24 protein-coding genes and 1 pseudogene are annotated in these 25,394 nt (G+C 62.4%); 6 read left to right on the forward strand and 19 right to left on the reverse strand.

Annotated features, from left to right (window positions below; all coding sequences use genetic code 11):
• Positions 1-646 precede the first annotated feature (646 nt).
• On the reverse strand, positions 647-871 hold the full coding sequence (locus ABIB91_RS20735; protein WP_354165076.1) for a hypothetical protein: 225 nt from the start codon (positions 869-871) through the stop codon (positions 647-649).
• 197 nt (positions 872-1,068) lie between these two features.
• Positions 1,069-1,221 (reverse strand): annotated as a pseudogene (locus ABIB91_RS20740) (GreA/GreB family elongation factor); the annotation flags it as partial.
• 71 nt (positions 1,222-1,292) lie between these two features.
• On the opposite strand from ABIB91_RS20740, the gene ABIB91_RS20745 reads away from it, so the two are divergent.
• Together ABIB91_RS20745 and ABIB91_RS20750 are read left to right on the forward strand one after the other, a co-directional pair.
• Positions 1,293-1,658, forward strand: coding sequence for a division plane positioning ATPase MipZ (locus tag ABIB91_RS20745; protein WP_354165079.1), 366 nt, complete (start codon positions 1,293-1,295; stop codon positions 1,656-1,658).
• Positions 1,659-1,731: 73 nt separating this feature from the next.
• Entirely contained in the window at positions 1,732-2,190 is a 459-nt protein-coding gene (locus ABIB91_RS20750) for a DUF992 domain-containing protein (RefSeq protein ID WP_354165081.1), read from the forward strand.
• 327 nt (positions 2,191-2,517) lie between these two features.
• On the opposite strand, the gene ABIB91_RS20755 is transcribed toward ABIB91_RS20750, so the two are convergent.
• The 4 genes from ABIB91_RS20755 to ABIB91_RS20770 all read right to left on the reverse strand — a co-directional run bounded on the left by ABIB91_RS20755 (position 2,518) and on the right by ABIB91_RS20770 (position 5,787).
• On the reverse strand, positions 2,518-2,688 hold the full coding sequence (locus ABIB91_RS20755) for a hypothetical protein (RefSeq protein ID WP_354165084.1): 171 nt from the start codon (positions 2,686-2,688) through the stop codon (positions 2,518-2,520).
• Positions 2,689-2,865: 177 nt separating this feature from the next.
• Positions 2,866-3,879: an SIS domain-containing protein gene (locus ABIB91_RS20760; RefSeq protein ID WP_354165087.1), complete on the reverse strand. Its 1,014-nt coding sequence runs from the start codon at positions 3,877-3,879 to the stop codon at positions 2,866-2,868.
• On the reverse strand, positions 3,876-4,829 hold the full coding sequence (locus tag ABIB91_RS20765) for an N-acetylmuramic acid 6-phosphate etherase (protein ID WP_354165090.1): 954 nt from the start codon (positions 4,827-4,829) through the stop codon (positions 3,876-3,878). Before ABIB91_RS20765 ends, ABIB91_RS20760 begins: the two co-directional genes overlap by 4 nt.
• 19 nt (positions 4,830-4,848) lie before the next feature.
• Complete coding sequence (locus ABIB91_RS20770; protein WP_354165093.1) at positions 4,849-5,787, reverse strand: glucosamine kinase nucleotide-binding domain-containing protein; 939 nt, start codon at positions 5,785-5,787, stop codon at positions 4,849-4,851.
• Between the two features lie 118 nt (positions 5,788-5,905).
• Here ABIB91_RS20770 and nagA point away from each other — a divergent pair, with 118 nt between their 5' ends.
• The gene (gene nagA, locus ABIB91_RS20775) at positions 5,906-7,081 is read left to right on the forward strand and encodes an N-acetylglucosamine-6-phosphate deacetylase (protein ID WP_354165095.1); all 1,176 of its coding nucleotides are present in this window, start codon (positions 5,906-5,908) and stop codon (positions 7,079-7,081) included.
• Between the two features lie 510 nt (positions 7,082-7,591).
• Here nagA and ABIB91_RS20780 read toward each other — a convergent pair.
• Genes ABIB91_RS20780 through ABIB91_RS20790 form a run of 3 tightly spaced genes read right to left on the reverse strand, consistent with a single transcriptional unit; the run spans position 7,592 to position 10,186 of the window.
• A complete protein-coding gene (locus tag ABIB91_RS20780) occupies positions 7,592-8,587 on the reverse strand; it encodes an ABC transporter substrate-binding protein (RefSeq protein WP_354165097.1) in 996 nt (331 codons plus the stop codon).
• Between the two features lie 22 nt (positions 8,588-8,609).
• Positions 8,610-9,419, reverse strand: coding sequence for an ABC transporter ATP-binding protein (locus tag ABIB91_RS20785; protein ID WP_354165100.1), 810 nt, complete (start codon positions 9,417-9,419; stop codon positions 8,610-8,612).
• The gene (locus tag ABIB91_RS20790) at positions 9,416-10,186 is read right to left on the reverse strand and encodes an ABC transporter permease (protein ID WP_354165103.1); all 771 of its coding nucleotides are present in this window, start codon (positions 10,184-10,186) and stop codon (positions 9,416-9,418) included. Before ABIB91_RS20790 ends, ABIB91_RS20785 begins: the two co-directional genes overlap by 4 nt.
• Before the next feature lie 106 nt (positions 10,187-10,292).
• On the opposite strand from ABIB91_RS20790, the gene ABIB91_RS20795 reads away from it, so the two are divergent.
• From ABIB91_RS20795 to ABIB91_RS20805, 3 genes are read left to right on the forward strand one after another with little or no spacing between them, the layout of a single operon-like run.
• Positions 10,293-11,420, forward strand: coding sequence for a mandelate racemase/muconate lactonizing enzyme family protein (locus tag ABIB91_RS20795; RefSeq protein ID WP_354165106.1), 1,128 nt, complete (start codon positions 10,293-10,295; stop codon positions 11,418-11,420).
• Complete coding sequence (locus ABIB91_RS20800; protein WP_354165109.1) at positions 11,420-13,015, forward strand: GMC family oxidoreductase; 1,596 nt, start codon at positions 11,420-11,422, stop codon at positions 13,013-13,015. The genes ABIB91_RS20795 and ABIB91_RS20800 overlap by 1 nt, the downstream gene beginning before the upstream one ends.
• A gap of 28 nt (positions 13,016-13,043) precedes the next feature.
• Positions 13,044-13,766: a GntR family transcriptional regulator gene (locus ABIB91_RS20805; protein ID WP_354165112.1), complete on the forward strand. Its 723-nt coding sequence runs from the start codon at positions 13,044-13,046 to the stop codon at positions 13,764-13,766.
• A 67-nt stretch (positions 13,767-13,833) separates the two neighbouring features.
• Here ABIB91_RS20805 and ABIB91_RS20810 read toward each other — a convergent pair whose 3' ends face one another.
• The 10 genes from ABIB91_RS20810 to ABIB91_RS20855 form a co-directional block, all read right to left on the reverse strand.
• Positions 13,834-15,624, reverse strand: a complete 1,791-nt coding sequence (locus ABIB91_RS20810; RefSeq protein WP_354165115.1) for a chloride channel protein — start codon at positions 15,622-15,624, stop codon at positions 13,834-13,836.
• Between the two features lies 1 nt (position 15,625).
• Positions 15,626-16,600 (reverse strand): formylglycine-generating enzyme family protein, encoded by a 975-nt coding sequence (locus tag ABIB91_RS20815; RefSeq protein WP_354165118.1) that lies wholly within the window; start codon positions 16,598-16,600, stop codon positions 15,626-15,628.
• Positions 16,601-16,603: 3 nt separating this feature from the next.
• Positions 16,604-18,247, reverse strand: coding sequence for an arylsulfatase (locus tag ABIB91_RS20820; RefSeq protein ID WP_354165121.1), 1,644 nt, complete (start codon positions 18,245-18,247; stop codon positions 16,604-16,606).
• Positions 18,248-18,279: 32 nt separating this feature from the next.
• Positions 18,280-18,990: a GntR family transcriptional regulator gene (locus ABIB91_RS20825; protein ID WP_354165124.1), complete on the reverse strand. Its 711-nt coding sequence runs from the start codon at positions 18,988-18,990 to the stop codon at positions 18,280-18,282.
• Between the two features lie 70 nt (positions 18,991-19,060).
• Positions 19,061-20,113, reverse strand: a complete 1,053-nt coding sequence (locus ABIB91_RS20830; protein WP_354165127.1) for an ABC transporter ATP-binding protein — start codon at positions 20,111-20,113, stop codon at positions 19,061-19,063.
• Positions 20,110-20,949, reverse strand: coding sequence for a carbohydrate ABC transporter permease (locus ABIB91_RS20835; protein ID WP_354165130.1), 840 nt, complete (start codon positions 20,947-20,949; stop codon positions 20,110-20,112). The genes ABIB91_RS20830 and ABIB91_RS20835 overlap by 4 nt, the downstream gene beginning before the upstream one ends.
• Positions 20,946-21,881 (reverse strand): carbohydrate ABC transporter permease, encoded by a 936-nt coding sequence (locus ABIB91_RS20840; protein WP_354165132.1) that lies wholly within the window; start codon positions 21,879-21,881, stop codon positions 20,946-20,948. The genes ABIB91_RS20835 and ABIB91_RS20840 overlap by 4 nt, the downstream gene beginning before the upstream one ends.
• Positions 21,882-21,884: 3 nt before the next feature.
• On the reverse strand, positions 21,885-23,279 hold the full coding sequence (locus ABIB91_RS20845) for an ABC transporter substrate-binding protein (protein WP_354165135.1): 1,395 nt from the start codon (positions 23,277-23,279) through the stop codon (positions 21,885-21,887).
• Positions 23,280-23,506: 227 nt separating this feature from the next.
• On the reverse strand, positions 23,507-24,241 hold the full coding sequence (locus ABIB91_RS20850) for an SDR family NAD(P)-dependent oxidoreductase (RefSeq protein WP_354165138.1): 735 nt from the start codon (positions 24,239-24,241) through the stop codon (positions 23,507-23,509).
• A 10-nt stretch (positions 24,242-24,251) separates the two neighbouring features.
• On the reverse strand, positions 24,252-25,292 hold the full coding sequence (locus tag ABIB91_RS20855; RefSeq protein ID WP_354165141.1) for a LacI family DNA-binding transcriptional regulator: 1,041 nt from the start codon (positions 25,290-25,292) through the stop codon (positions 24,252-24,254).
• Positions 25,293-25,394: the final 102 nt, after the last annotated feature.

Raw genomic sequence — 25,394 nt, forward strand, 5'->3', positions numbered from 1 at the left:
CCCTATCTCTCGTTGGAGTCTCGGGACTGAACTACTTGCACGATAAGTCTGCGTACGGCGCGACGAGGGCGCGCAAGCTTCACTCAAAAATGGAAGCATCGGAGGCGTAGCATGACGCTGCCGCCCCGGTCCGCTTGTAGTTCAGCCCCAGCGGGGCGCCTGTCAGGAACCTTCGCATTAAAGGTGCGAGCGTCTCGAGTGATTCCGTTGGCAAGGAGAGGAATAATCGGCCGGGTCACGGCAGAAATCTTCGAAATTGAATGTGCTTAAGTTCGAGAGGCGTTGTGGCCACGGATCGTCGCACCACTGAAGCGCCTGCGCGGCGGTCGAGAATACGGGATGGCGTGTCCGTGGCTCCATTGCCAGCAGGGCACGAACGCGGTTTGTAATGCTATCGCTGCGGAGTAAATCTAGATGCTTCTTGAGCGCCTCGTGATCGCCAATCAATGCGGAAATCGCGGCGTGGGATCCTTCGTGACGAGTGCGATCCTTTGCGCGGTAACGATCACGTCGGCGGCACGTTTCGGTAATAGGCGCTTTCAGCACTCGTAGCTCTGCGCAGCAAGCATCTTCCTCGAGCACAATAAGCACTTTGCGCGCCTGCCGGTTGGCCCGGGGCCAGGCCATGATGGTCGACAGATAAAGTTCAGTAAGGGAAGGCGCCAATCGCCGGCGACTTGCAGACCGTCGTGACGAGATCGATCTCCGACATCCTCAGCCTAAGAGCCGCCACCAGAGGCAGGCGGACCGCGATGCGATCTTCGAGGGCAGGCCGCTTCGGTTCGTGACGGCGCCAGGAGACGTGGGAAGACAAGCGCGCGATGAAGTCGTTCACGCGCGACGAGAGGCGCCGGCCGATGACGCGGTTCACGTGAATCGGCTGATCCAAGAACTTCGGAACGAGGGAGTATTGGTTGTACAAAGAGGGATGGTCACGCTGAACGATGCGGCGCGGGTGGAGGAGATCAGCGGCTTCGACAAACTACCTTCACCCGCTCGAATGAAATGGAGATGCGCGGATCCAGCCGAGGCCATTACTTGTTCCCGCCATATGGGCCGGCACTCAGCTTAACGCCATTCCACGCTGGTGATCCTGTAGGCCTTCGCCCCGCGAGGCGAAAGAACCTCTACAGTGGCTTCTTTCGTCTTTCCGATGAGCGCGCGAGCAAGCGACGAGAAGACAGAGATCTTGCCCTGTTCTGCATCGGCCTCGGGCTCGCCGGTCGACGTGCTGGGGAAGCTCGATGCCGTGACGCTGGGCGTCGTTGGCGTATGGGGAGCTGGTCCGCGAAATGCGTCGCCATCGCCGGTCTGTCGATGGCACGCTCATCGACTGGGTCGTGCTGCGCAACCGGTTTTCCCCCGATCCGGTCTCAGCTAAAGCGGTGCTCTCTGAAAGCTTGAACGAACTGGGGTTGACGCTGGGCTTTCGAACCAGCGCCGGGCTGCCTGAGCGTCCGGTTTACCGGAATCTCTTTCCCCGCGGCCTTTCGGGGCTGGACGGCAATACGCCCGGTATCGACGCCGATGCGGCGCATCCGGTCGCTGAGCGCGAGGTGCAGAGCGTCGTAGATGCATTGAGATCAGCGTTTCGTGATCAGGCGAGGGATCGACCAGACGGTCTTGCATCTCTTGCAAGGTGTCCGCCTCCGTCGTAGGCACGTTGAGCGAAACAGGTCCGTTCGCTTTTATGGGATCATTAGGGATCCTTGAAGGCCCTGACGCTCACACTTGGCATGGTGCCGGCAGCTGCCCAGGGACGCAGCGCGAACGCGAGTCGGTACGCTCACCTGTAGCCTGTCGCCCGGAGTCGGAATGATTGTCGCAGGACAGCGGCAACTGAGCTGCAAGTACAAGTCGGCGAAAGGCAGGGCCCGCGAGGCTTATGTCGGGACCGTTACTGCACTGGGCCTCGATATCAGCGCCACGTCCGGTGGCCAGCTCACTTGGGCCGTTTTTGCGCCGACCACGCTGGGCCGGGCGGCATTAGCCGGAACCTATACTGGTGCGACCGCCGGTAGCACCGTGGGGGTCGGAGTTGGTGCCAACATCCTGATGGGAGGCTCGAATCCTACAATCGCCCTGCAGCCGATGTCCTTGCAGGCGCAGACCGGTATGAACATTGCCGCGGGTGTATCCACGATGGAGCTGCAGCCGACCACTGCCCCTCCAAGTCGCGGAGCTCAGTGAGTTGCGCAGATCGGATCGGCGAACGGGCTTCTGCATCACGCAGCCCGTGCACTTTCTCCGGGTCTTGCAAAGGAAGCCGTGCCGCCGTCAAGATCGATCAGCGCATCAATGGCTTCATTGAGCTCCGAGGCCGCACCCGACTGCATGCCTTGCTTTGCGGGCGCTACGAGGCGGTATGCGTCTAACGCCCACCGGCGGAGCAGATCTCGCTTCTGCTCCTCGCATGATGTCGGGGCACGCAGAACCTCGCCTGGTCGGGGTAGCCAAAGCGCGCCAGCGTTATCGATCTTGCGGTCAAATGTTCAAGGCGAATTTCGGAAGCCGCGGTCAGCGGCGCTTCTTTTCCTGCTTTCGCTTGGCCTTCAGCACGTCCGCTTGACTGCGATACGCCCCTGCCAGGTTCAAGAAGTTTTCCGAGATTTCCGGGTCGGCGGTTGCTTTCGCCATTCGCTCGGCCTGGTCAGCGTGCTTTCGCAAAGGTTTGGTTTCCTTTGCCATAGTGCACCCCGCATCGTGATGAACCCTCAAGCTCTGATATGGTTCAACATTCATGATCGCACCAGAAAGATCGGCGAGCCGCTTCCCGTAACCGGCCCGAGCCGATCCAAGCCAGCCCACCACCCGGCTCGAATTGTGCGAAGTGCTTTCGGTGGCCCGCTATCGATTGGTCAGCCGTCAGAAGGTTTCGGTAATCTTGCTCAGGCGAGGGGGATGATCTGGGTCAAACCCGCAGGCCCGCGCCGTCTGCTCGATCATCCGATAGGCCGGAACCAGCATGGTGATCGGGTCGGTGGCGGGGTCATCCTCGGCCAACCAGGGTAGGGAGCCATGCGGTCCGCCGCATAGATGTAGCGCGATGTTTTGTTCGCGCAATTCGTCTGCCAGCGCGTCCACTGTGGCCGCCGTTTCATCCAAGAGGCGCATCATGATAACCGGCGTGCGCGACGATAACGCAGCGCGTGGCCCATGCTGCAGCTCGGCGGCGCTCAGACCAATGGAAGGAAGGCGCAAGATTTCCGACAGTTTGAGCGCGATCTCTCGCGCCGAGCCCAGGCCCAGGCCCCGCGCCGCCACAAACACAGCTGACGCCTTGGCGAGACCATCGGCAATCCCGGACCAGTCGAGTGCCAGCGCGCGGTGCAGGCGCTCGGGCAGTCTGTCGAGGCTTGACCGCAGCGCTTGATCTCCCGCCAGCTCAGCAACAAGTTCGGCGCCGGCGGCCATCGAGCCGATCACGGTCTTGGTCGCCGCTACGGAGTGCTCCTGGCCGGCCTCGATCGGAACGACGAATTCCGCTTCGTCAGCCACCGGCGACGACGTCGCATTGACGATGGCGATGGTGCGGGCGCCCGCGGCGCGCGCCGACCTGGTCGCCGCGACAAGATCCGGGCTGCGCCCGGATTGCGAGATCACGATGAACAGCGCATGGCGCAGCATCAACGGCGTGCGAAAAGCCGTGATCACCGAAGGAGCGCTGGCTGAAACGGGAAGGCGAAGCCGCGTCTCGACAAGGTATCTCAAGTAAACCCCGGCATGCCCCGAGCTGCCCCGGCCGCACACGACGCACAGGGGCGCACAGCCAATCCCAATTCGCCGCGCGATGTCGCGCGTGGCCGGGCGATTACCAAGGCTTTTGGCAACAACATCCGCGCTTTCCCCTATTTCGCTCGCCATCGCGGATGTCGTCACGGCTCGCGCGCTCCGCCTTGCTTCCGCGCCGCTTGCTTGGGATGCCGGTCAGGATGCGAGTCACGATCCCCGGCGAGCTCGGCAAACACGCGCCGAAGATTGCCGTCACATTTTTTCAGGATGGTCTCGGCATCGACCCTGTCGACACCCAACGCCAGCAGGCCAGCCGTCTTGATGTCTCCCTCGGCCTGCTCAAGCCAGTGTGCCGCGTGCGACGGATCACAGTGCGCGATTTGCGCCACCATGGCCTCGGCGCGCCGCTTCAGCTTGGCATTCGTCGGCTGCATGTTCACCATCATGCCGCGGTACACCCGGCCAAGGCGCAGCATGATTCCTGAGGAGATCAGGTTCAGCACGACCTTTTGCGCGGTGCCCGCCTTCATCCGCGTGGAGCCGGCGATCAGTTCGCGGCCGGTCGCGATCAGCACCGGAAACGTTGCCGACGCCAGCAGTACGGTGCCAGGATTGTTTGCAACGCCGATCGTCACTGTACCAAAAGAGCCTGCCTGCTGCAGCGCCGCGACCGTGAATGGCGTTGTTCCGCTGGCGGCAACGGCGATCACAACGTCGTGCGGGGTGAGCCGCGCGGCATTGATCTGTGTGACCGCGTCATCGATATCGTCCTCAGCACCTTCGATGCTCGTGACGAACGCGCTGTCTCCGCCGGCGACGATGAAGTGAACGCGCTGGCTGGGCCATGCGAAGGTCGGCATCAACTCGGCGCCGTCCTGGACCGCCACGCGGGCCGAGGTGCCGGCGCCGACATACACAATGCGTCCATGATCACCCAGCGCCGCTTTGGCGGCCTCGGTCGCTGCAGTAATCGCGGGAAGGGCATGGCCGATCGTCGCGACTGCCGCAAGCTGGCCCTCCCACATCGCTTCCATCGCTGACGCGAGCTGCCATGCATCAAGATCGGCAAAGCGGGGATCGACTTCTTCGGTGGCCATATAATTGATCCATGCTCCATCAAACGCGGAACTTTGAAGCCTGCTCCTGGTCAGCTTCTCTCTTGGGCAGGTCTTTGTTGGGCACCTCAAGCCGCCCTCGCGCCACCAGTAATGCGCCGGCCGCCGCGTCGGCATCAGGACACCTCAGGCGCGCGCGCAGGTCTGGCGTCAGCCACGGCGTAATGGCATCCGCGAGCCCGCCTACGAGCGAAAGCTGGTCAATTCCTCTCGCCAGGAAAAGATCAAGCAGATCGCCAATGGCATCGGCCGCGCGTTCGACAATGCGACGGCCGACCGGATCGCCCTGATTAGCGTGCCGCATCACGATCGGCGCGAACGCTGCGTAGTCTGTGGCCCTGGCTTCTTCAGACCAGGCCACCGCCTGATAGGGATCATGATCGAAGGCGCCCAGCACCTCTGAAAGCAATGGGGTCAGCTCGCCGCGGCGATCCGCGGCCCGCAGCGCCAGTCGAACAACCTGCAGGCCGATGTCGGCACCGCTGCCTTCGTCCGACACGGGAAAGCCGTAACCGGCGAGACGGACTTCGCGGCCGTCGATCAGGCCGACACCCACCGAGCCCGTGCCGGCTACCACGATGGCCCCGTCCGCACCGCTATGGGCGCCGAGACAGGCCGCCAGGCCGTCGCTGATGAAGATGACCGATGCAAAGGGATGCGCGATCTTGTTGAGCGCCGCTTCCGCACCGCGGCGACCGAGACCGGCAAGGCCAATTCCGGCGTGCATCCGCGCGAAATCCTCGCGCGTCAGTCCGGCCTGTGCGGCTGCCGCTTCAGTGGCTTCCATGATGGACCGCCAAGCATTGTCAAAGCCAATCCGCGTCGTGGCAGGCCCCGCGCTTGCTCCACCGAGTACCCTGCTGCTTTCGTCCTCGATCCGGGCGCGGCAGCGGGTTCCGCCGCCATCAATGCCGAGATACGTGGTACCTTTTGTTCCCATGGAAAGTTAACGCGGAGGTTTCTTTCCAGGTCCCGCCGAAGCTGCCTGGTGTACATTTGAGGGCCTTCTACGGGACTCGCCTCACGAGTCCGTGACTGCCCTTCTCGGGTCAATACAGATGGGCAACGCTGGTTATTCCGCTCCCACGATTTCCGCGCAGCACATCTTTGATGGTGCCGACATGCGCGGGCCGGGGTCGGTCAGAATCTCGCAGGGGCGGATTGAAAGCATCACCTTCGGCGAGCCGGAGGCGCGCGCCTCAATCCAACTTCCCGCAGACGCGATCCTTGCACCCGGATTCATCGACATCCAGGTCAACGGAGGCGGCGGCGTTCTTCTCAACGACCAGCCTACGGAGGCTGGCGTTCGACGCATCGTGGAGGCGCACCGCAAGGCGGGGACCACGGGCTGCTTGCCGACCTTCATCACCGATCGCAGCGAGGTCATCGAGCGATTGGCTGCAGTCGGCCAGGCTTGCCTGACGATTCCCGGCGTTCTCGGCTTTCATCTGGAAGGACCGGCCCTCAACAGGTCTCGCAAGGGCATTCATCCGGAAGCCGAGATACGCGTGCCGGACCGGCGCGATCTCGCGGCAATCAAAAGTTTTGGGGGGTGCGGCCGCTCCATGGTGACCTTGGCCCCGGAATGCGTGCCCGCATCCATTATTGATGAATTGATCGACGCCGGATTGCGTATCGCGGCCGGCCACAGCGACGCCACCGCAGCCGAAATCGGGCAGGCGGTCGATCGCGGTGTCTCGGGGGCGACCCATCTGTTCAACGCCATGTCGCAGTTGAACCCCCGGGAGCCGGGCCTGGTCGGCGCCGCGCTTGACGATGACCGGCTGTTTGCAGGGATCATCTGCGACGGCATCCACGTTGATCCGGCCTGCTTGCGCGTTGCGTTCCGCTGCAAGGGGCGTGATCGATTGATGCTGGTCACCGATGCCATGTCATTGGCGGGCACCGACGACCGGCAATTCATGCTGCAAGGAAGGCAGGTCACGTTGCACGAAAATCGCCTGACGGGCCCCGATGGCACACTCGCTGGCGCTCACCTCACCATGATCGAGGCGCTGCGCAACGCTGTTAAGCTGCTCGAAATCTCCCTTGTCGATGCCCTCATCATGGCTTCTCGGACTCCCGCGGTATTTCTGGGCCTTGAGTCCGCGCTTGGACGGATCGCGCCCGGATACCGCGCGGACCTTGTCGCCTTCAATCCGAACTTTGAAATCGTCGGCACATGGATAGGCGGTGTCGGTTCGACGGGCAGAGAACTTCACGCTGAAGATTGAAGGAGAGGACGCAAGTCGGCGGCCCGGTTCATAGCGGACCACCGACTCGCAACCGCGACACTGAAGCGGGCGATGTCGGCATCTCTTCCGCTGGTGCTTGGGAGAGCCTCCAAGAGACCTGTCAGGCAACAGTGGCGGCCGTTCTCTCTCAGAACTCCGCAACGAAATCGCAACGAATTGGGTGAAACAACCGTGAACAAAACGGCATGGAAACGCCTGCCACAGCGAGAAAGATCAATTACTTTGAAGAGGTGCACTGCGTTCGGGGCGCAATGGTCCAGTCTGCGGAGTTTCTCCGAGAAGCTTTCAATGCTATCAATTCTGATAGCGCGACATGAGACGGATCCAGTAGACAGCCCCTAACAGCATTTCGGTGAGCGCTAAGTGGAACCGCGGGCCGTACCGCCACATCATCGAGATTAACTTCCACACGCAAGCTTATTCCATGATTTAGAGAGCGCGGGCGTGGTGACGTCTTTGCAGCGGAGCCGCCAGCCTACGCGATCAAGGTCATACAATTGTTTTTAGATATAGGGTGGAGTCAAAATATTTACTTGCTGGCGTAGAGTCCTTGATGCCGGCATTAGCCATGAAAAAATCTGTCGATTGCTGCAGCCAGTTGGTGACCGTCCCGTCTGAATACATGCGTTTCCAATCCTTGGACGTGAACATCTTCTGGGCCTTGAATGACTCGTTGATGTCGGCCAGCGGTGTTTGGCTATAGTGGCCCTTCTGTAGTTTATCCATCGCTTCGGTGCTGTTCGCGACGATGTAGTCGTTGGCATCCGCCCAACCACGGATGAGCTTCGCCAGCGTTTCCTTGTTTGGTTCGTAGTAATCGTTGGCCGCCGCCCAGCCGCCGATGATGGCGGCCTTTGGATAGTAGGCTGATGCATCGGCGAGCTTGACCGCGCCTGGCACCTTGTCGCGAACCGTGACGTTGAAGGGTACCCAGAGAGCGACGGCCGGGACCGCGCCGGAGATAAAGGCGGTCACGGCGGCCGGCATGGTCTGGTTGACGAGTTCGACCTCCTTTGGATCGACCTTGTTGGCGCGAAGCGCGGTATCCAGGAACACATGCGCGGTGGTACCGGTCGCGGTGGCGATCCGCTTGCCCTTCAGGTCCTCGAACGACTTGATGCCCTGGTCGCCGCGAACCCAGAGCTGTGCGGTCGCGACCTCAATGTCGTTGATCAGGAACACTTTGCCCTGGCCCCGAGCCGGGAAGTTCGAGAGCACGGCGCCGGTGGCCAGCACGTCGAGGCTGCCGCCGATCAGCGCCTGGAAGATCTCCAGGCCGGTGTTGAACTGCCGCAGCTCAAGGTCGAGCCCCTGTTTCTCGAAGGAGCCGCGATCCATGCCTGTCCAGATCTGGCCATCGACGGCGACGGTGTGGAGATAGCCGACCCGTACCTTGGTTTTCGCCTGCGCGATCGCGGGCGCTGCGAGCGTGAGAGATCCCAGAGCAAGGCCCGCGGTGGTTGTCAGAAATTGTCTGCGATCCATGGTGTATCCTCCGTTTTGCTTGTTATTCCGAGAATGATGCTGGACGCATTTGCGCCTGCTGGGCGCGGTACTCGTCCATGACGAGTTGCCTGATGTAGCTTCGCAGCTCGCCGAATTCGGGCCGCTCCTGGATCGATTCATCGCGCGGATAAGCGAACGGCACGTCGATGATCTCCCTGATCCGTGCCGGCTGCGCGGTCACCACCACGATGCGGGAGGCGAGATAGATCGCCTCTTCCACGGAGTGGGTGATGAGCATGACCGTCTTGCCTTCGGTCTCCAGCACCTTGAGCAGCAGGTTCTGCATGTTGGAGCGTGTCTGGGCGTCGAGCGCGCCGAACGGCTCATCCATCAGCAGGAATTGCGGCTTGACCGCATAGGCCCGTGCAATCGCGAGCCGTTGCCGCATGCCGCCGGACAGATGTTTCGGATAGGAGTTGGCGAAGTCGGACAGGCCCATCAAGCCAAGATAGTGATCGCAGATCGCGTCGCGCTCGGCGGTCGGAACACGGTTGGCGTTGAGCGTCAGGCCGAAGGCGATGTTCTGCTTCACGGTCAACCACGGGAATACGCCATATTCCTGGAAGATGACACCGCGCTCGGGGCCGGGGCCGGCGACGGGACTTCCGTCGAACAGGACCTTGCCAGTCGTCGGCTTCTGGAAGCCCGCGAGCATGCTCATCATCGTGGTCTTGCCGCAGCCGGACGGGCCGATCACGGCAATGAAGTCGCCGTCGTTGATGTCGTAGCTGATGTCCTCGACGACGTTGAGGCGGCCCTTCGCAGTCTCGAAGGACAGGCAAACGTTTTCGAACTGCGCACGCTTCGTCATGCGATGGCCCGATCCTGCCACACCAGCAATCGCGCCGTGATCTTGCGCAGGATCATGTCCATGATCAGGGCGATCAGGCCGATGCAGATGATGCCGACATAGATGACGTCGAGCAGGAAATAGGTCGAGGCATTCTGGATCATCGCACCAAGTCCGCGCTGGGCCGCGATCAGTTCGGACGCCACCAGAGTCGCCCAGGCCACACCCAATGCCACCCGCAACGCGGTGAGGATATGCGGGACGGTGAGGGGAATGATGACCTTGCGGAAGATTTCCGCCTGATTGGCGCCGAGCGTCTGCGCTACGCGGATGTAGAGAGGCGTGATTTGCGAGACCCCCTCATACATCACGATCACGCCGGAGAAGAATGATGCGTAGACCAGGATGACGAGTTTCGCGACCTCGTCCACGCCGAAATAGACGATCACCAGCGGGATCAGCGCGATTGGTGGCAGCGCGCGGAAGAAGTTGATCATTGGATCGGCGAAGGTGCGGGCCGGGCGATACCAGCCGAGCAGGAAACCCACCGGCACCGCGGCGAGAATCCCGAGCGCGACGCCGAAGAAGACGCGTCTGGTCGAGACGAAGATGTCGACGAGGAGGCCTTCTTTCGTGAGAAGCTCGAAGAACTTGGCGGCGACCTGGTGCGGGGCGGGGATCAGCGAGACATTGACGAAGCCGCTCCAGCGCACCGTGTACCAGAGCAGGATTGCACCGATCCACGGTATCAATCCGAGACCAAAGCGTCTCACGCCAGCTCCGTTCATTCGACGCGTCCACCCAGATTGCGGTTGATGTTTTTCGAACTCATATTATAAATAGGATGACCAGACAAGAGCGCCTTTGGTCATAGGCATCGCAGGCCTTCCGCGCATGACATCGCCGCCCTTCACCATTCGCAGCGTCCAGGCTTTCGGCTATCGCTATCCGTTGACGACACACGTCATCACCTCGTTCGGGCGGATGGCGGATCGGCCAGCCGTTTTCGTTCGAGTCGAGGATACGGATGGTCACCTGGGTTGGGGCGAAGTGTGGTGCAATTTTCCAGCGCCGGGCGCCGAGCATCGTGTCCGGCTGGTCAACGAGGTGCTCGCGCCGGCCCTTGTCGGATTTAAGGCGCAGGAGCCGCCGGCCGCTTTCGAGCGCCTGACGCAGGGAACCTCGGTGCTCGCACTGCAATCCGGCGAAGCGGGTCCGTTCGCGCAGGCGATCGCCGGCATCGATCTTGCTATCTGGGATCTCCACGCGCGCCGCCAGAACGTTGCGCTGTGGAAGCTGCTCGGCGGATCCGGGAGCAAGATCAAGGTGTACGCCAGCGGCATCAACCCAGCCGGCTCAGAGCGAGCCGCAGAGGCAGCCCTCGCGCGCGGCTACCGCGCCTTGAAGCTGAAGATAGGATTTGATCCGTTGGCCGACCGTGCCAATCTGGCGGCCCTACGGCGGCTTGTTGGCGAAGGCCTGCTCGCCGCTGACGTTAACCAAGGCTGGACCATCGCGCAGGCGCTTGAGCTTGCTCCGCAGCTGGAGGCGTTCGGCCTTGGCTGGCTCGAGGAGCCGATCCGCGCCGACCGCCCGCGGCAGGAGTGGAAGCAGCTCCGCCAGATAATCAGCTTTCCGCTCGCGGCCGGCGAGAACATCGCCAGCCACGCCGGATTTGCCGAGGTGCTGAGTGAGCCGGTTCTCGGCGTTGTCCAGCCGGACATCGCAAAATGGGGTGGACTCTCGGCTTGCTCGGGCATCGCCCGCGATATCCTGCAGTCAGGCAAGATGTTCTGTCCACATTATCTTGGTGCCGGCATCGGACTTCTCGCATCGGCCCATCTTCTGGCTGGCATCGGTGGCGACGGGCTGCTGGAAGTCGATTGCAATGAGAACCCGCTGCGCGATCGCTTCTGTGGCCCCGTGCTTGATGTCCGGGACGGTGCGATCGAACTCGGCGACGGGCCAGGTCTTGGGCTCACGCCTGATCTTGCGTCGATCGAACAGTACCGGGCCGCGTGATGTCATCGCAGGGCTACGATTACATTATCGTCGGCGCGGGCTCGGCGGGCTGCGTGGTCGCAAACCGGCTGTCGGCCGATCCCGCCTGCCGCGTGCTGCTGCTGGAAGCCGGTGGATCGGACCGGAATTTTTGGCTCAGGCTTCCGGTCGGGTACTATCGGACCATCTACAACGAACGTTTCTCGCGCCTGTTCAGGACGGAGCCGTCGGAAGGCAGCGGCGGCCGCGCGATCGTGTGGCCGCGCGGCCGTGTGCTCGGCGGATCCTCGTCGATTAATGGCCTGATCTTCATCCGCGGCCAGCACGCGGATTTCGACGACTGGGAACGCCTTGGCGCCGATGGCTGGAGCTATCGTGACGTCCTGCCGTATTTTCGCCGCTACGAACGCTACCGCGGCGGCGAGAGCCAGTTTCACGGCGGCCTCGGCGAGTTCGAGGTCTCCGATCTCCGCAATGACAATCCGGCATCCAGGGCCTGGGTCGAGGCGGGCGCGCAGTTCGGCCTGCCACGCAATCCGGACTTCAATGGCGCAACCACGCTTGGCGTCGGCACTTACCAGCTCGGAATCGGGCGCCACTGGCGGACCAGCTCCGCCTCTGCGTTTCTGCAACCGGTTGCCGGCCGTCGGAACCTCTCCGTCATTACCCATGCGCACGTCAGCAAGGTCGTTTTTAACGGTAACGTCGCGACCGGCGTCGAATGGGTCAGCAAGGGACAGGTGCACCGCGCGACAGCCGATCGCGAGGTGATCCTGTCGGGCGGGGCGCTGCAGTCGCCGCAGATCCTCCAGCTCTCCGGCGTCGGTCCGGCTGATCTACTGCGCAAGCTAGGCATTCCCGTCGTTGCCGATGCTCCGGAAGTCGGCGCCAATCTTCAGGACCATTATCAGGCCCGGCTGATCGTCCGACTGAAGGAGCGGATCTCGCTCAACGATCAGGTCCGAAATCCGGTCGAGCTTGCGAGGATGGGCCTGCAATGGATGCTGGCAGGCAGCGGCCCGTTAACTGTTGGCGCAGGGCAGGTGGGCGGCGCAGCCTGCACCGAATACGCGGTCGGCGACCGACCGGATGTGCAGTTCAACGTGATGCCGCTGTCGGTCGACAAGCCTGGTGAGCCCCTTCACACCTATTCCGGATTCACGGCTTCGGTCTGGCAATGCCACGGAAAGTCGCGCGGCCGGCTTGCGATCAGCTCAACCGATCCATTCGAGCAGCCGCGGATCGCGCCGAACTACTTCGCCGAGGAAATCGATCGCAAGACCATCGTTGCGGGCCTGAAGATTTTGCGCGAAATCTATCAACAGAAGGCGTTTCGTCCGCTGTGGGACGTCGAGGTGGTACCAGGAGACGCAGCAAGAGATGATGCCGGGCTGTGGGATTTTGCGCGCACCACGGGTGGCACGGTGTTCCACTGTGTCGGGACCTGTCGTATGGGCCGGGACGAGCGAGCGGTGCTCGATCCGCAGCTGCGCGTGCGCGGCGTCGAGCGGCTCCGCGTGATCGACGCCTCGGTGATGCCGCAGATCACTTCGGCCAACACCAATGCAGCCAGCTTGATGATCGGCGAACGTGGCGCTGCGCTGGTCATGGCCTGATGGCGCGGCTCTGAATCGGGAGGACGAGATGGAATTGAGTTCCGACAGTCACGTCCCCAAATACGCGCAGATCGCCGACATCTTCCGCCAGCGGATCGCGCGCGGCGCCTGGACCCATGGCTTTCGCCTGCCAGCCAACGAAGACCTTGCGGCCGAGTTCGGCGTGTCGCGTGTCACGATCCGTCAGGCGGTCGAGCTGCTTGCCCGCGACGGCGTCATCGAGGCCCAGCAGGGACGAGGCACGTTTGTCACGGGCACCGTGCGGCAGGATCGCTGGCTCAAGGTCGAGACTACGCTGTCCGATCTTGCGGACATGTACCGCGACACCTCGCCGGAGATCATCAACATCTCGGAGAGCCGCAGTAATGCGCCGCTGCTTCCCGAAGACGGCAAGCCGGCCGAGAAATACGTCTTCATGCGCCGCCTGCACTCACGCCGGAAGCTGCCTTACTGCGTCATTTCCATCTATCTCGACGAGAAGATCTTTCGCAGGTCGCCAAAGCGTTTCCGCAATGAGACCGTGATCCCGATCCTCAACGATCTCAGGGATCCCGCGATCGCCAGCGCCCGTCAGACGCTGACGATCGGCACCGCGGATCTCGAGGCGGCGCGGCTGCTGCGCGTGCCGCTGAACTCGCCCGTGGCCGAAGTCCGTCGTGTCTTCACAACGAGCGACCGCACCGTGATCTATCTCGGCGAGGTCACCTATCGCGGTGATTTCGTGCGTATCGACATGGACCTGCGGCCGTAGAGCCTAATCCGCAAGAGCGCGGAGCGGCTTTCGGGCAAAGTCATGCTCAAACCCGGACTTTGACCGTCTACCGGGAAAACAATTCCTGGTTCCGACGTTCAAGTTCTTCGCCATAGGTCCGCAGCACGTGGGATTCGCTTAGCGTTCCGATCGCTGTCCGACTGTCAGCGCGGTCAACGACTGCAAGGACATCTGCCTCGCTGCGTTCGAAGGCTTTCAGGATCTCGCGAACCGACGTAGTCGGAAACAGGCATTCATCCTGTTGCTGCGCCAGCAATCCGAGCGGCTCGTCATCTCTGTTGGCGGCCGAATGCAGCGTGGCGGCCGGAACGATGCCGGCATAAGTCTCGTTGGGATCACGCAGCACGATCTGGCGTACCAGTGCCGGAGAAAACAGCCTTTGTGCCTCGCCGATCGGCATTGTCGTCGGGGCGTTCTCGAAGTCCGTCCGCATCAAGGAGGCAGCGCTCATTTGCCTGGCCCAGCCGATGTCTTGGGGGCCACGGATGACCTCGCCCCGCAAATGGAAGCGCCACGTCGCAAAGCTGTAGCCGAAAAGCTCGCGGACAATGAGCGCGCAGACGGATGATGCGACTACCGCACCAACGGTGACGGAGAAGTCGCCGGTGATTTCGAGCGCGAGACAGACCATGCTGAACGGCGCGCCCAGTACGCCGGTGCCCAGTGCAGCCAGCGCGGCAATGGCAGCGGTACCCGGTTGCAGGGCGAGCGTAGGAAAGAGGCCAGTCAGCACGATGCTGTAGAGTTGCCCGATCAACGCGCCGAGCAGCAGCGAAGCGAAGAAAAGTCCGCCACGAAACCCAGAACCGAGCGAGATGGCTGAGGCCAGGATCTTGAACACGATGGTCGTGGTGAGCAGGAGCCAGGTCGGATTGCTGACAAGCAGGATCTGCATCGCGCCGTGGCCGGCGCCCAGCACGGTCGGCGTCAGCAGAGCAAAACCGCCGAGCAGCAAGCCTCCGAGGATCGGCCGCATAAACCCCTTGAATGCCGCGATGCGCTGAAAGCACCGCTCTGAGAACGCGACTGCGAGCATGACGAGGATGCTGGCAAAAGCGCAGATGACGCCGATCAGCACGGTTTGCCCAATCATCTCGACGGACACCGGCGAGGGGAAGCCGGGCACCATCAGGAACGATTGGTGCGTCAATTGCCGCGCGACCAGCCACGCAGTAACAGCGCTTGCGGTAACGGGAACGAGTGCGGCGGAGGTATACGCGCCCAGCACGACCTCGAAGGCGTAGAAGGCGCCAGCCAGAGGTGCAGAGAATGCGGCGCTGATCGCGCCGGCGGCGCCGCAGGCGACCAGGAGCCGCATGTCGTTACGTCGGGCGGCCAGGCGCTGGCCGATATGAGAGCCGAACATCGCGCAGATCTGGGTATAGCCAGCTTCCAGTCCGACCGACCCGCCGAAGCCGTTGGAGAGCAGGGTCTGGACCGAGATTAGCAAGCTGCCGCGAAACGATACCCGGCCGCCATAGAGCGCGTTCGCCTCGATCGCGTCGGCGAGCTGCTGGCCCTTCACGCGCCGGGCGAAGTACAGCCCGATCAGCGCGAGCACCAGGCCGCCGAGCATTGGGATCAGCAGCGTTCGCTGCCAGGAAATCACACCGGTGGCGCTGAGATGTGCGTCGAAGGGAATATCGAACAGCAGCGCATGTGAAACCTGGCTGAGGCCCGAGATTGTGGCGACGAGAACGCCGCTGAGCAGTCCGACGACAATGGCGACCAGCACAAGGCCGGTCTCGCGATTGCGCACGAAGTTGCGCAGAAAGAGCGGCAGCAAACGGGTGCCGGGAGCTTGAGCCGGCTTAGCGGCATGTGGGGCTGGCGCCATCCTATACCGGATCCCGCGGCGGTTCAGCGCGCACGACACGGAAGCCGATGTTACTCGATGACGAATCGGGTGAATTGGAACTTCGCGCCGCGACGCGGTAGCGGTTGCAGTAGGATGCGTGGCAAAGGAAGGATCCGCCGCGCATCGAGCGGTTCGGGGCTAGTTCGCGGTTCAAGGGATCGTGAGATGTTGTGAGGCGGTGAGAACTCGGCGAAAAATAGTCCTCACACCATTCCCAGACATTTCCGGCGACATTGTGCAGGCCATACCCGTTCGGCGCAAAGGCGTGGACGGGCGACGTGCCGAGGTAGCCGTCGTCCAGAGTGTTGCGGCTCGGAAAATCGCCCTGCCAGATGTTGCAGCGGTGCTCGCCGCCGGGCTGAAGCTCATTGCCCCATGGAAAGGTCGCGCTGTCGAGGCCGCCACGCGCGGCCATCTCCCATTCCGCTTCGGTCGGAAGCCGCGTGCACGACCACGCACAATAGGCCTGAGCGTCATTCCAGGAGACATGGACGACCGGATGATCGAGCCGGTCCAGAATGTTGCTCGACGGGCCCTCCGGTTGCGCCCAGTAAGCATGCAACACCCGAATCCACCAGGGCGTTTCGCGAATGCGCGCCGTTTGCGCCGTGTGCGTCTCTTCCGGCAGGAGCCCCTCGAAGACGAAACTCCAGCCGTAGCGTTCGGCTTCGGTTGTGTAGCCTGTGGCACGGACGAAGTCGCCGAACTGCAGGTTACTTACGGCGTGACAGGCAATAGCGAACGGCGACAGCGTGACGGGCCGCACCGGGCCTTCGCCATCTTCAACGAAGCCCCGGTCGGCAGATCCCATGTGGAAGGTCCCCCCAATCGGTGAGCTCCAGCGGCGCGGAATCGCAGTTGAACTCGGAACGATCGCCGGTTGTGCATCATCGGCCGACGCCGGGCCTTTGCCGGTGGCGCCTTGCGGGCAGCAATGCGAGCGGTCCTTCGTCATGTCCTACGTCTGCTTTTCTTCCTCCCAGAAGGCCGTGCCGCCCTCGGCCTTCATCAGTTCGAGAATCTTCTCGCGCGGGATCACGCCACAGCGATTGGCCCATTGCTGATACTGCGCCGCCATCTCGCGGACGCGATCCGGATGCTGCGCAGCCAGATCGTTCATCTCGGTGCGATCGGTTTCCATGTCGTAGAGTTCCCAGGGGCCGGGATATTTCCGCACCAGCTTCCACTTGCCGACGCGCACGGCCGCATTGCCTTCATGCTCCCAGAACAGCGGGCCGCGATTGCCATAGGCCGCCGCGAAAGATGGCACCAGGCTCTCGCCCTCGCAGGGCAAAATAGTGTTGCCGTTGTATTCACTGGGGTAGGTGGCACCGGTGACGTCGAGGATGGTCGCCATCACATCGGTGAGCTGGCTTGGATTGTGCCGCAGGCCGCCCTTCTCGGAGATGCCGCGCGGCCAGTGCACAATGAACGGCGTGGCGATACCGCCCTCGTGGACCCAGTGCTTGTAGAGCCGGAACGGGCTGTTGGAGAGATTGGCCCAGGCGGTGCCGTAACTCTGGTAGGTGTCTTCGCCGCCAGGCATAAGGCTTGGATCGTTGCCGAAGCGCACCGGCCTGCCGTCGCGGGTCTTTGCCTGAGCGATCATGAGCTGGTCGACCAGCTCCTTCGCGGTGACGCCTTCCGGAATGTCTTCGGCGCACGCGCCATTGTCCGAGAGGAAGATGATCAGCGTGTTGTCGATCTGGTCGGTCTCTTCCAGCGCCTTCAGGATTCGCCCGATGCCCTGGTCCATCCGGTCGATCTGGGCCGCGTAAACCTCCATGCAGCGCAGCGTCCATTCGCGCTGCTCGGCGTCGGTCCACGCGGGCTGGGTCGGATCGCGGTCCGTCAGGCGCCAGTTCGGATGGATGATGCCGTCCTCGACGAGGCGCTTGAGGCGTTCCTCGCGCAGCTTGTCCCAGCCGGCGTCGAAGCGGCCCTTGTATTTTGCTATGTCCTCGTCATGGGCGTGGAGCGGCCAGTGCGGGGCGGTGTAGGCGACGTACTGGAAGAACGGCGCGTTGGGCTTTTCCGCCTTGTGCTGACGGATGAAGGCGGCAGCCTGGTCGCTGATCGCATCCGTATAGAAGAACGACGGGTCCTTGACGGCCTCGTGCTCGATATTGTCGTTGCCGCGGGTCAGCGTATTCGGGTGATAGAAGCTGCCGGCGCCGATGATGGTGCCATAGAAATGGTCGAAGCCACGCTGCATCGGCCAGGCATCGGTCGGAGCGGTGAGGCTGCTTGCGATATGCCACTTGCCGCTGAGATAGCTCGTGTAGTTCTTGCTCTTGAGCGCTTCCGCGATTGTCACGCAACTCTTGTTCAGATTGCCCGCATAGCCTTCCGGACCGTTGCTATAGGTGAGGATACCGATGCCGGTCTGGTGCGGATGCAGGCCGGTGAGCAGCGAGGCGCGAGACGGGCTGCAGCGCGCGGTGTTGTAGAATTGTGAGTAACGCAACCCGTTCGCCGCAAGACGATCGAGGTTCGGCGTCTGGATCTCGCCGCCGTAACAGCCGATGTCCGAAAAGCCCATGTCGTCGTTGAGGATGAGCAGGATGTTGGGGCTGTCGGGAGTTTTGGCGCCATTCGGCATGTTTGTATCCTCGTTAGTGACGTTTGGCTTCGTCAGGAATGGCGGCGCGTCAGGCTGATGCTGAGGCTGAAATATTTCGGCAGATAAACGGCGCGGAGAAGCTCCAGTGCCCGTTCGTCCTTGCCGAAGGTGACGCGCTCGATCGCGAGCAGGGGCGAGCCGACCTTCACGCCGAGCAGTTTTGCGCTGCTGGCATCAGCGAGATCGGCGCTGATGGTCTGCTGTGCGTCCTTAATGGCGAAGCCGAGTTCGTCCTCGAAAACGCGATACATAATGATCGATATCAGATCCCGCTTCTCGAGCTCGAGACCGATGTCCGGCGGATAGAAGGCGTGCTCGATCGCGATCGGTATGTCATCCGCGAACCGCAAGCGCCTGAGTTGCCAGACGGCGCGCTCGCGCAGCTGCTCGCGAACGGCGGGATCATGGCGGTTGGTCATGCCCTGCTGCAGGATCTTTGCACCGGCCTGGTAGCCAGCGTCGCGGATGGTTTCCGAAAAACCCATGAGGTGGCCGACCCAGTTTTCGGGCTGGTTCGAGCGCAGAAAAGTACCGCGACCGCGCGAGCGGTCGAACATGCCTTCGTTCACCAGGGGAGCGATCGCATTGCGGATGGTGATGCGGCTGACGCCGAAGTGACGGCCGAGCTCGGCTTCGGTCATCAGGCGTCCGGCCGCGTCGATCAGCTTGCCGTCGCGCACCTGGCTGCGGATGGATTCGCGGATCCGGATGTGCAGGGGCATCGATGCCTCTGTGGCCACATCGCTGCCGAGCGGAGCGGGTTTCTTCTTGCGCGTTTGAACAGCCATGGTGTCAGAGCCGCATGCGGGTCGTGGGATCGAACAAGTGAATGTCCTGGGGACGGGCGGTGATCGAGATCGTGTCGCCCTCGCCGGGAATGTTGCCGTCGCTGACGCGCATGCGGATCATGGTGCCGGCGCAGTCGAGATCGAGCACGGCGGTATCGCCGAGATCCTCGATCAGGTCGACGCGTGCACCTAGTCCGCCTTCCGTCATACGCAAGGCGCCCGGACGAATGCCCACGACCACATCGCGCTCTCCGGAAATTCTGGCCGTAGTCTTGAGACGATGCCCGGCAATGATCACGTCGCCGTCGACATATCGGGCAGGAACGAGGTTCATCGGGGGATTGCCGATGAACCCGGCGATATCGATCGAGTTCGGACAGGCGAACACTTCTGCGGGCGTGCCGACCTGTTGTATTTCGCCACTCATGAACACCGCCATGCGGTCGGCGAGCGTCATGGCTTCTTCTTGGTCGTGGGTGACGTAGACGGCAGTCACGCCAAGCGAGCGTTGCAGCTTCTTCAGTTCGGCACGGGTCTCCAGCCGAAGCTTGGCGTCGAGATTAGAGAGGGGCTCGTCGAGCAGGAACAGGCGCGCCTTGCGCACGATCGCGCGAGCGAGCGCGCAGCGCTGCTGCTGGCCGCCCGAGAGCTGACCCGGCTTGCGATCCAACAAATGATCGATCTTCACTTTTCGCGCGGCATCCTTGACCGCGGGGGCGATCTCGGACTTCGGCAGCTTCGACATCTCCAGCGGAAAGGCGATGTTTTGGGCGACCGTCATGTGCGGGTAGAGCGCGTAGCTCTGGAATACCATAGCTATGTCGCGGTCGCGCGCATCGGTCGAGGTGACGTCCTTGTCGTCGATCAGCACGTGGCCGGCGGTTGGCGCATCTAAACCGGCGAGAATACGCAGGGTCGTGCTCTTGCCCGAGCCGGAGGGACCGAGCAGGGCGAAAAATTCCCCCGGCTTGATGTCGAAGTTTACGCCCTTGAGCGCGGTAAATTCGCCATGCATCTTGACGATGTTACGAAAACTGACCTGACCCTGGCCGCTCATCGGCGCCCTCCGCCTTTGACTGCACCGACCGTCAGGCCCTTCACGATATGCTTCTGCGCGACCACGCCAAGCACGACGACCGGAAGCATGGCGAGGACCGAGACCGCTGCGAGCTTGGCCCACAGCGTCTGCTCGACGGAGACGAAATTGAACATGGCGACCGTGACGGGACGCACCGTGTTGCCGCTCAGCACAACGGCGAACAGGAATTCATTCCACGCATTGAGGAATACGAACACGACGGTCACGGCTATGCCGCCGCGTACCTGCGGGATGATGATCCGCCACAGGGTTTTTAGCCGGCTGGCACCGTCTAGGTAGGCGGCCTCTTCCATCTCGAAGGGAATGTCTTCAAAATAGGAGACCAAGAGCCAGATCGCGAAGGGCAGGGAGAACGACAGATAGATCAGGATGATGCCCTGATAGGTGTCGATCCAGCCGATGTTTCGCAGCACCAGAAAGTAGGGGATAATGATGCCGACCGGCGGCAGCATCTGCGTCGCCAGGACATAGAAGCCCGCGAATTTCTTGCGGCGAAAGCGCAGGCGCGCCAGCGCATAGGCCGCAGGCACCGCCATCAGCATGGTGACGATGGTGGTGCCGACTGCGATGATTGTGCTGGAAAGCAGGTTCGGCAGGATCGATCCCGAGCCGAACAGTACATCGCGATAGGCGTCTAGCTTCGGCGTGAACACCAGCTTGGGCGGGTAGGCGAGCACATCGGAATCGGTCTTGAGCGAATTGAGCACGCTCCAGATGATCGGGAAGGCCCAGGCCAGCAGGAAGACCATGGAAATCGCGAGCAGGGCGATAATGCGAAGGCGCTTTGCCGTCACTTCGCCCTCCGCATCGCAAATAGGATACCGGAGATGATGATGGTCACGATCAGCAGCGCCACCGCGAGCGCCGAGCCGTAACCGATCGACAGCTCGGTGAAGGATTTGCGGTAGGCGTAGAGATTGAGGATCTCGGTCGCTGTGCCGGGGCCGCCAGCGGTCACGGTAAAGATCGCAGCAAACGCAGTCAGCGCCACCATGGTTCGCATGATGATGACCATCACGATCGCCGGACGGAGCAAGGGCAGGGTGATGCGGCGGAACCGCTGCCAAGCCGAGGCACGATCGAGCCGCGCGGCCTCATAGATGTCCTCGGGCAGTGACGCCAACGAGGCCAGCAGCACCATGAACGCAAACGGCGTCCATTGCCAAGTATGGATCGCGATCACCGAGACCATCGCAAGCGTGGGATCGCCGAGCCAGTTCTTGCTGCCGAGACCGGAGTTGATGGCGAGGTAATCGATAATGCCGAACTCCGGTGCCAGCATGAAGGTACGCCAGATCATGCCGACCACGGCCGGCGACAGCACGACGGGCAGGATCGCGATGACTCTGAACCAGCCTTGCCCGCGCTTCATGTCCATGACCAGCAGCGCCAGCGCCAGCCCGATGACGACCTGGAACGCCACGGTCGCCCCGGTGTAGACGAGGCTCACCAGCAGTGACGACCAGAAGCGCTCGTCGGAGAGCAGCACCTGATAGTTCTCGAATCCGACGAAGCCGTTGGTGAACGGCATCGCGAGATCCATCCGGAACGTGCTGGTATAAACCAGAAAGATCAGCGGAAACGTCGTCGTGGCGAGCAGCGCGAGAAATGCCGGCGCGAGCAAGGCTGCTGCAAACCGGCGCTCCCGCTGCTCGAGCACGCGGCCGTAATCGCTGCGAGGCGCATCGCTTGCAATATCGGCCGATGTCACCGCGGACGACGTCATGGCTCAGCCGCGCATCATCGGTTCGATGCGGCGTTGCGCATCGTCAAGTGCAGCCTTGATCGTGGCCTGGCCGGAGAGGGCCGACTGGATCGCGGTCGCCATGGTGTCGCCAATCGCCGGCCATTGCGGCACGCGCGGACGCCAGTCGACGTCGGTGTCGTCCTGCAGAGCGCCCATCGTGGCTTCGACAAAATTTTCGCCAAAGCCGTTCATCAGCTTGATGTAGTCCGGATCCTTCCAGACCGAGGTGCGGTTGACGCCAGAGCGCTTGGTCGGACCTGCAAAACGATGCGCGGTGCGCGCCTGGGTCTCGGCGCTCGCAGCCCACTGGATGAAAAACCATGTCGCCTTTCGCTTCTTCTCCGGCAGCGCAGAATTGATCGGAAAACCCCAGTTCCAGATCGACGTAGTGCGCTTGCCCGAGGGGCCCTTCGGCCAGCGCGCATAGGCGACCTTGCCAATGACCTTCGACTTCTCGGGATTGTTGATGACCGAGGCCGAGGAATGCGCGTCGATGTAGCTGGCAACAGTGCCTTGCGAGAAGGCGTCGGCAATGTCGGGCCAGTTCCAGTTCGCGGCCGCCGTCGGGGCGTACTTTTTCAGGAGATCGACGTACCAGGCCAGCGCCGTCTCGGCCTCGGGGCCGTTGACGGTGAGCTTGCCGCCCTTCATCCAGTCGCCGCCGAACTCGCGGAAGATCGACGGATAGATGTACATGTTCTGGCCGGCACCGGCGACGCCGCGCAGCGCCGCGCCCCACACGCGATCGTTCGGCGTGTTCAATGCCGCTGCGTTGGACATGTAGGCCTCGAGCGTGTCGGCGGGCTTCAGGCCTTTGGCGTCATAGAGGTCCTTGCGATAGACCTGAATCGTAACTTCGCCGTCATAGGGCATGCCATAGAGTTTGCCGTCGATGCCGTTGGCGCTGCGCCAGGCCGGAATGATGTCGTCGAGCTTGAACCAGGCCGGATCGGTCAGCGACTTGTCGGCGAGATAAGTATCGAGCGGCTCCACCCATTTGTTCGCGGCATAGAGTGCGTAATACATGGGATCCGCGGCATGGGTCGCGTAGGTGCCGGTTTTCGAAGTCAGGTCGATGACGCTCTTCTGCCGGATCTGCGCCGGTGGGATTTTCTCAAAGCGAACGTCGATTCCGGTCAGCGCCTTGAACTGTGGCGCCAGCGCGATCAAGTTCTCAAAATAGCTCGCCGGGATCACGGCGACCGTGATGGTCTCGCCAGAGACCTGCTGCCAATCGATCTGCGCGGATTTGTAGGGCGCGAGCTCAGCGTCCTGTGCGGACGCGTGCTTCAAAATGCCGGGCCCAAACGTCGCCAGCGCCGCAGCCGCGGTTCCGGTCTTGAGTAGCGTTCGTCGTGTCGGCTTGCATGACGTCATCGCTGTCCTCCCGAAAATCCGGATTCTGGGTTCCGGTTAGTTAGGACTTTTGCGGAAATGTTATAACAAGTCAACTGCGGCAAAGTTGCCGCGCGTCGTTGCCATTGGAACGTCATCTTGCGTGCCTCGGAACTCCGGCGCTCGCCTCCTGACCAGAGATGGTTTGAAGCCGACGATGCGCCGCTTGACGTATTCGTCGATGTCCAGCCGCCGGTGCTCGCGCAACGTCAACCTGCTAGAAACCCGCCATCCACAGCAAAGACGCTACCAGTCGCATATTGCGACGCCGGCATGCACAGGAACGCGACCGCGCCGGCAATATCTTCCGGCTGTCCCCACCGCTTGAACGCGGTGCGGTCGGCGATGCGCTGGTAGTGCGCGAGATCAGTCCGGCCGGCGGCGTTGATCGCGGTCTCGATATAGCCGGGCGCAACGGCATTGACGCGGATGCCCTCTTCGGCCCACTTCAAGGCCAGTGCTTTGGTCAACATCACGACGCCACCCTTGCTGGCGCAATAGGCGGGGATACGCGGCAGCGCCAAAGTCGCGTTCATCGACGCGATGTTGACGATCGATCCCTTCGCCTCCGCAAGCAACGCGCGAAAAGCCATGCAGGTCCGGAAGGTGCCGGTGAGATTGACGTCGAGAACCTTCATGAAGGTCTCGATCTCGAATTCCTTGTCGCGCGCCAGGATGCCAGCGCAATTCACCAGCGCGTCCACGCGCTTGTGCTGCCGGGCAAAGGCCGCGACGGCCCCGTCATCGGTGACATCGAGCGTGGCGAGCGTGAGACCCGCGCGCGGCTTGAGCAGTGTGCGCGCGAGATCCGCCTCGTTCGCGCCGGTTGCGGTCACTGTCGCGCCGAGATCGCAGAACTGGTTGCTGATCGCAGCGCCAATGTCGCCGACCCCGCCGATCACAACGGTATGAAAGTCGGCTGCGAGGGAAAAATTCGAACTCATCAGGAGGGTCTCACTTCGGGGATTTCGGAGGCGGAGCCGTGGATTCACGGACCACCAGCGAGAAGTCGATCTCGCGATGCATGATGGTCTGCTCGCCGGCGAGGCTCCGCACCAGATATTCTCCGGCGCGCTGCCAAGTCTCTCCGGTCGGAACGTGGATCGTGGTCAGGCTGGGCCGCAAATGGCGACTCCAGTCGAGGTCGTCGAAGCCGATGACCGATAGATCGCGCGGCACCGTAAAGCCGCTGCGCTCCGCTTCGAGCAGCACGCCGTAGGCAATGACGTCGTTGCCGCACACCACGGCCGTTGGACGGTCCTTGAGACTGAGGAGATAACGCGCCGCCTCGCGCGCGTCGTCCAGCGTATAGGGCACTTCGACATGCCATTGCGCGGGAAGTTCGAGATTGTTCTCGCCCAGTGCGCGGCGAAAGCCCGCCACGCGGGCACTGGCGCGGTCGTTGTTGCGCTGGAGTGCCGAGACGATCCCGATCCGGCGATGGCCGAGCTCGATGACATGGGCGGCGGCGCGATGGGCGGCGGCTTCGTTATCCGTTCCGACGCAGGGGTAGGGCCTGTCCGGTTGGTAGATGCCGACGTTGATGAACGGCACCGCGTTGTCCGCGAGCAGCTTGCGCAGCCCGTCATGATGGCAATCGCCACGCAGCACGAGGCCGTCGACACCGCGACTGATCAGATTGCGCGCCTGCTGCAACTCGATCTCGAGGTCATATCCACTCGTGGTGAGGAACAGCATGTATCCGACCGACGACAGATATTGTTGCAGCGACGCGATGCCGCGCGCGAACATCGTGTTGTCGATCGTCGGCACGATTGCGCCCAGGGTACGCGAGCGGCGCGACGACAGGATGCGCGCCGGCGCATGCGGGATGTAGCCGAGCGCGTCGATGGCCCGCTCGATGCGGGCGCGCAGAGACGGGCTCACCGCATCGGGATTGTTGAGGACGCGGGAGACCGATGCCGTCGAAACGCCGGCGCGGGCGGCCACCGCGCGGATACCCTGTTTCACAGATTTGGCGTCGGTCAGCCGCATGAATGTAACGTTACAAGTTGCCGCGCGAGCCGCGTGGTAGCGGCCAGTCGTAAATCTGCCGTAGATTTCGCGGCTTGTCCACCGCTTGACACGGCGGACGCG

Origin of the sequence: Bradyrhizobium sp. JR4.3, from assembly GCF_040547695.1 — a bacterium.
Classification (GTDB): domain Bacteria; phylum Pseudomonadota; class Alphaproteobacteria; order Rhizobiales; family Xanthobacteraceae; genus Bradyrhizobium; species Bradyrhizobium canariense.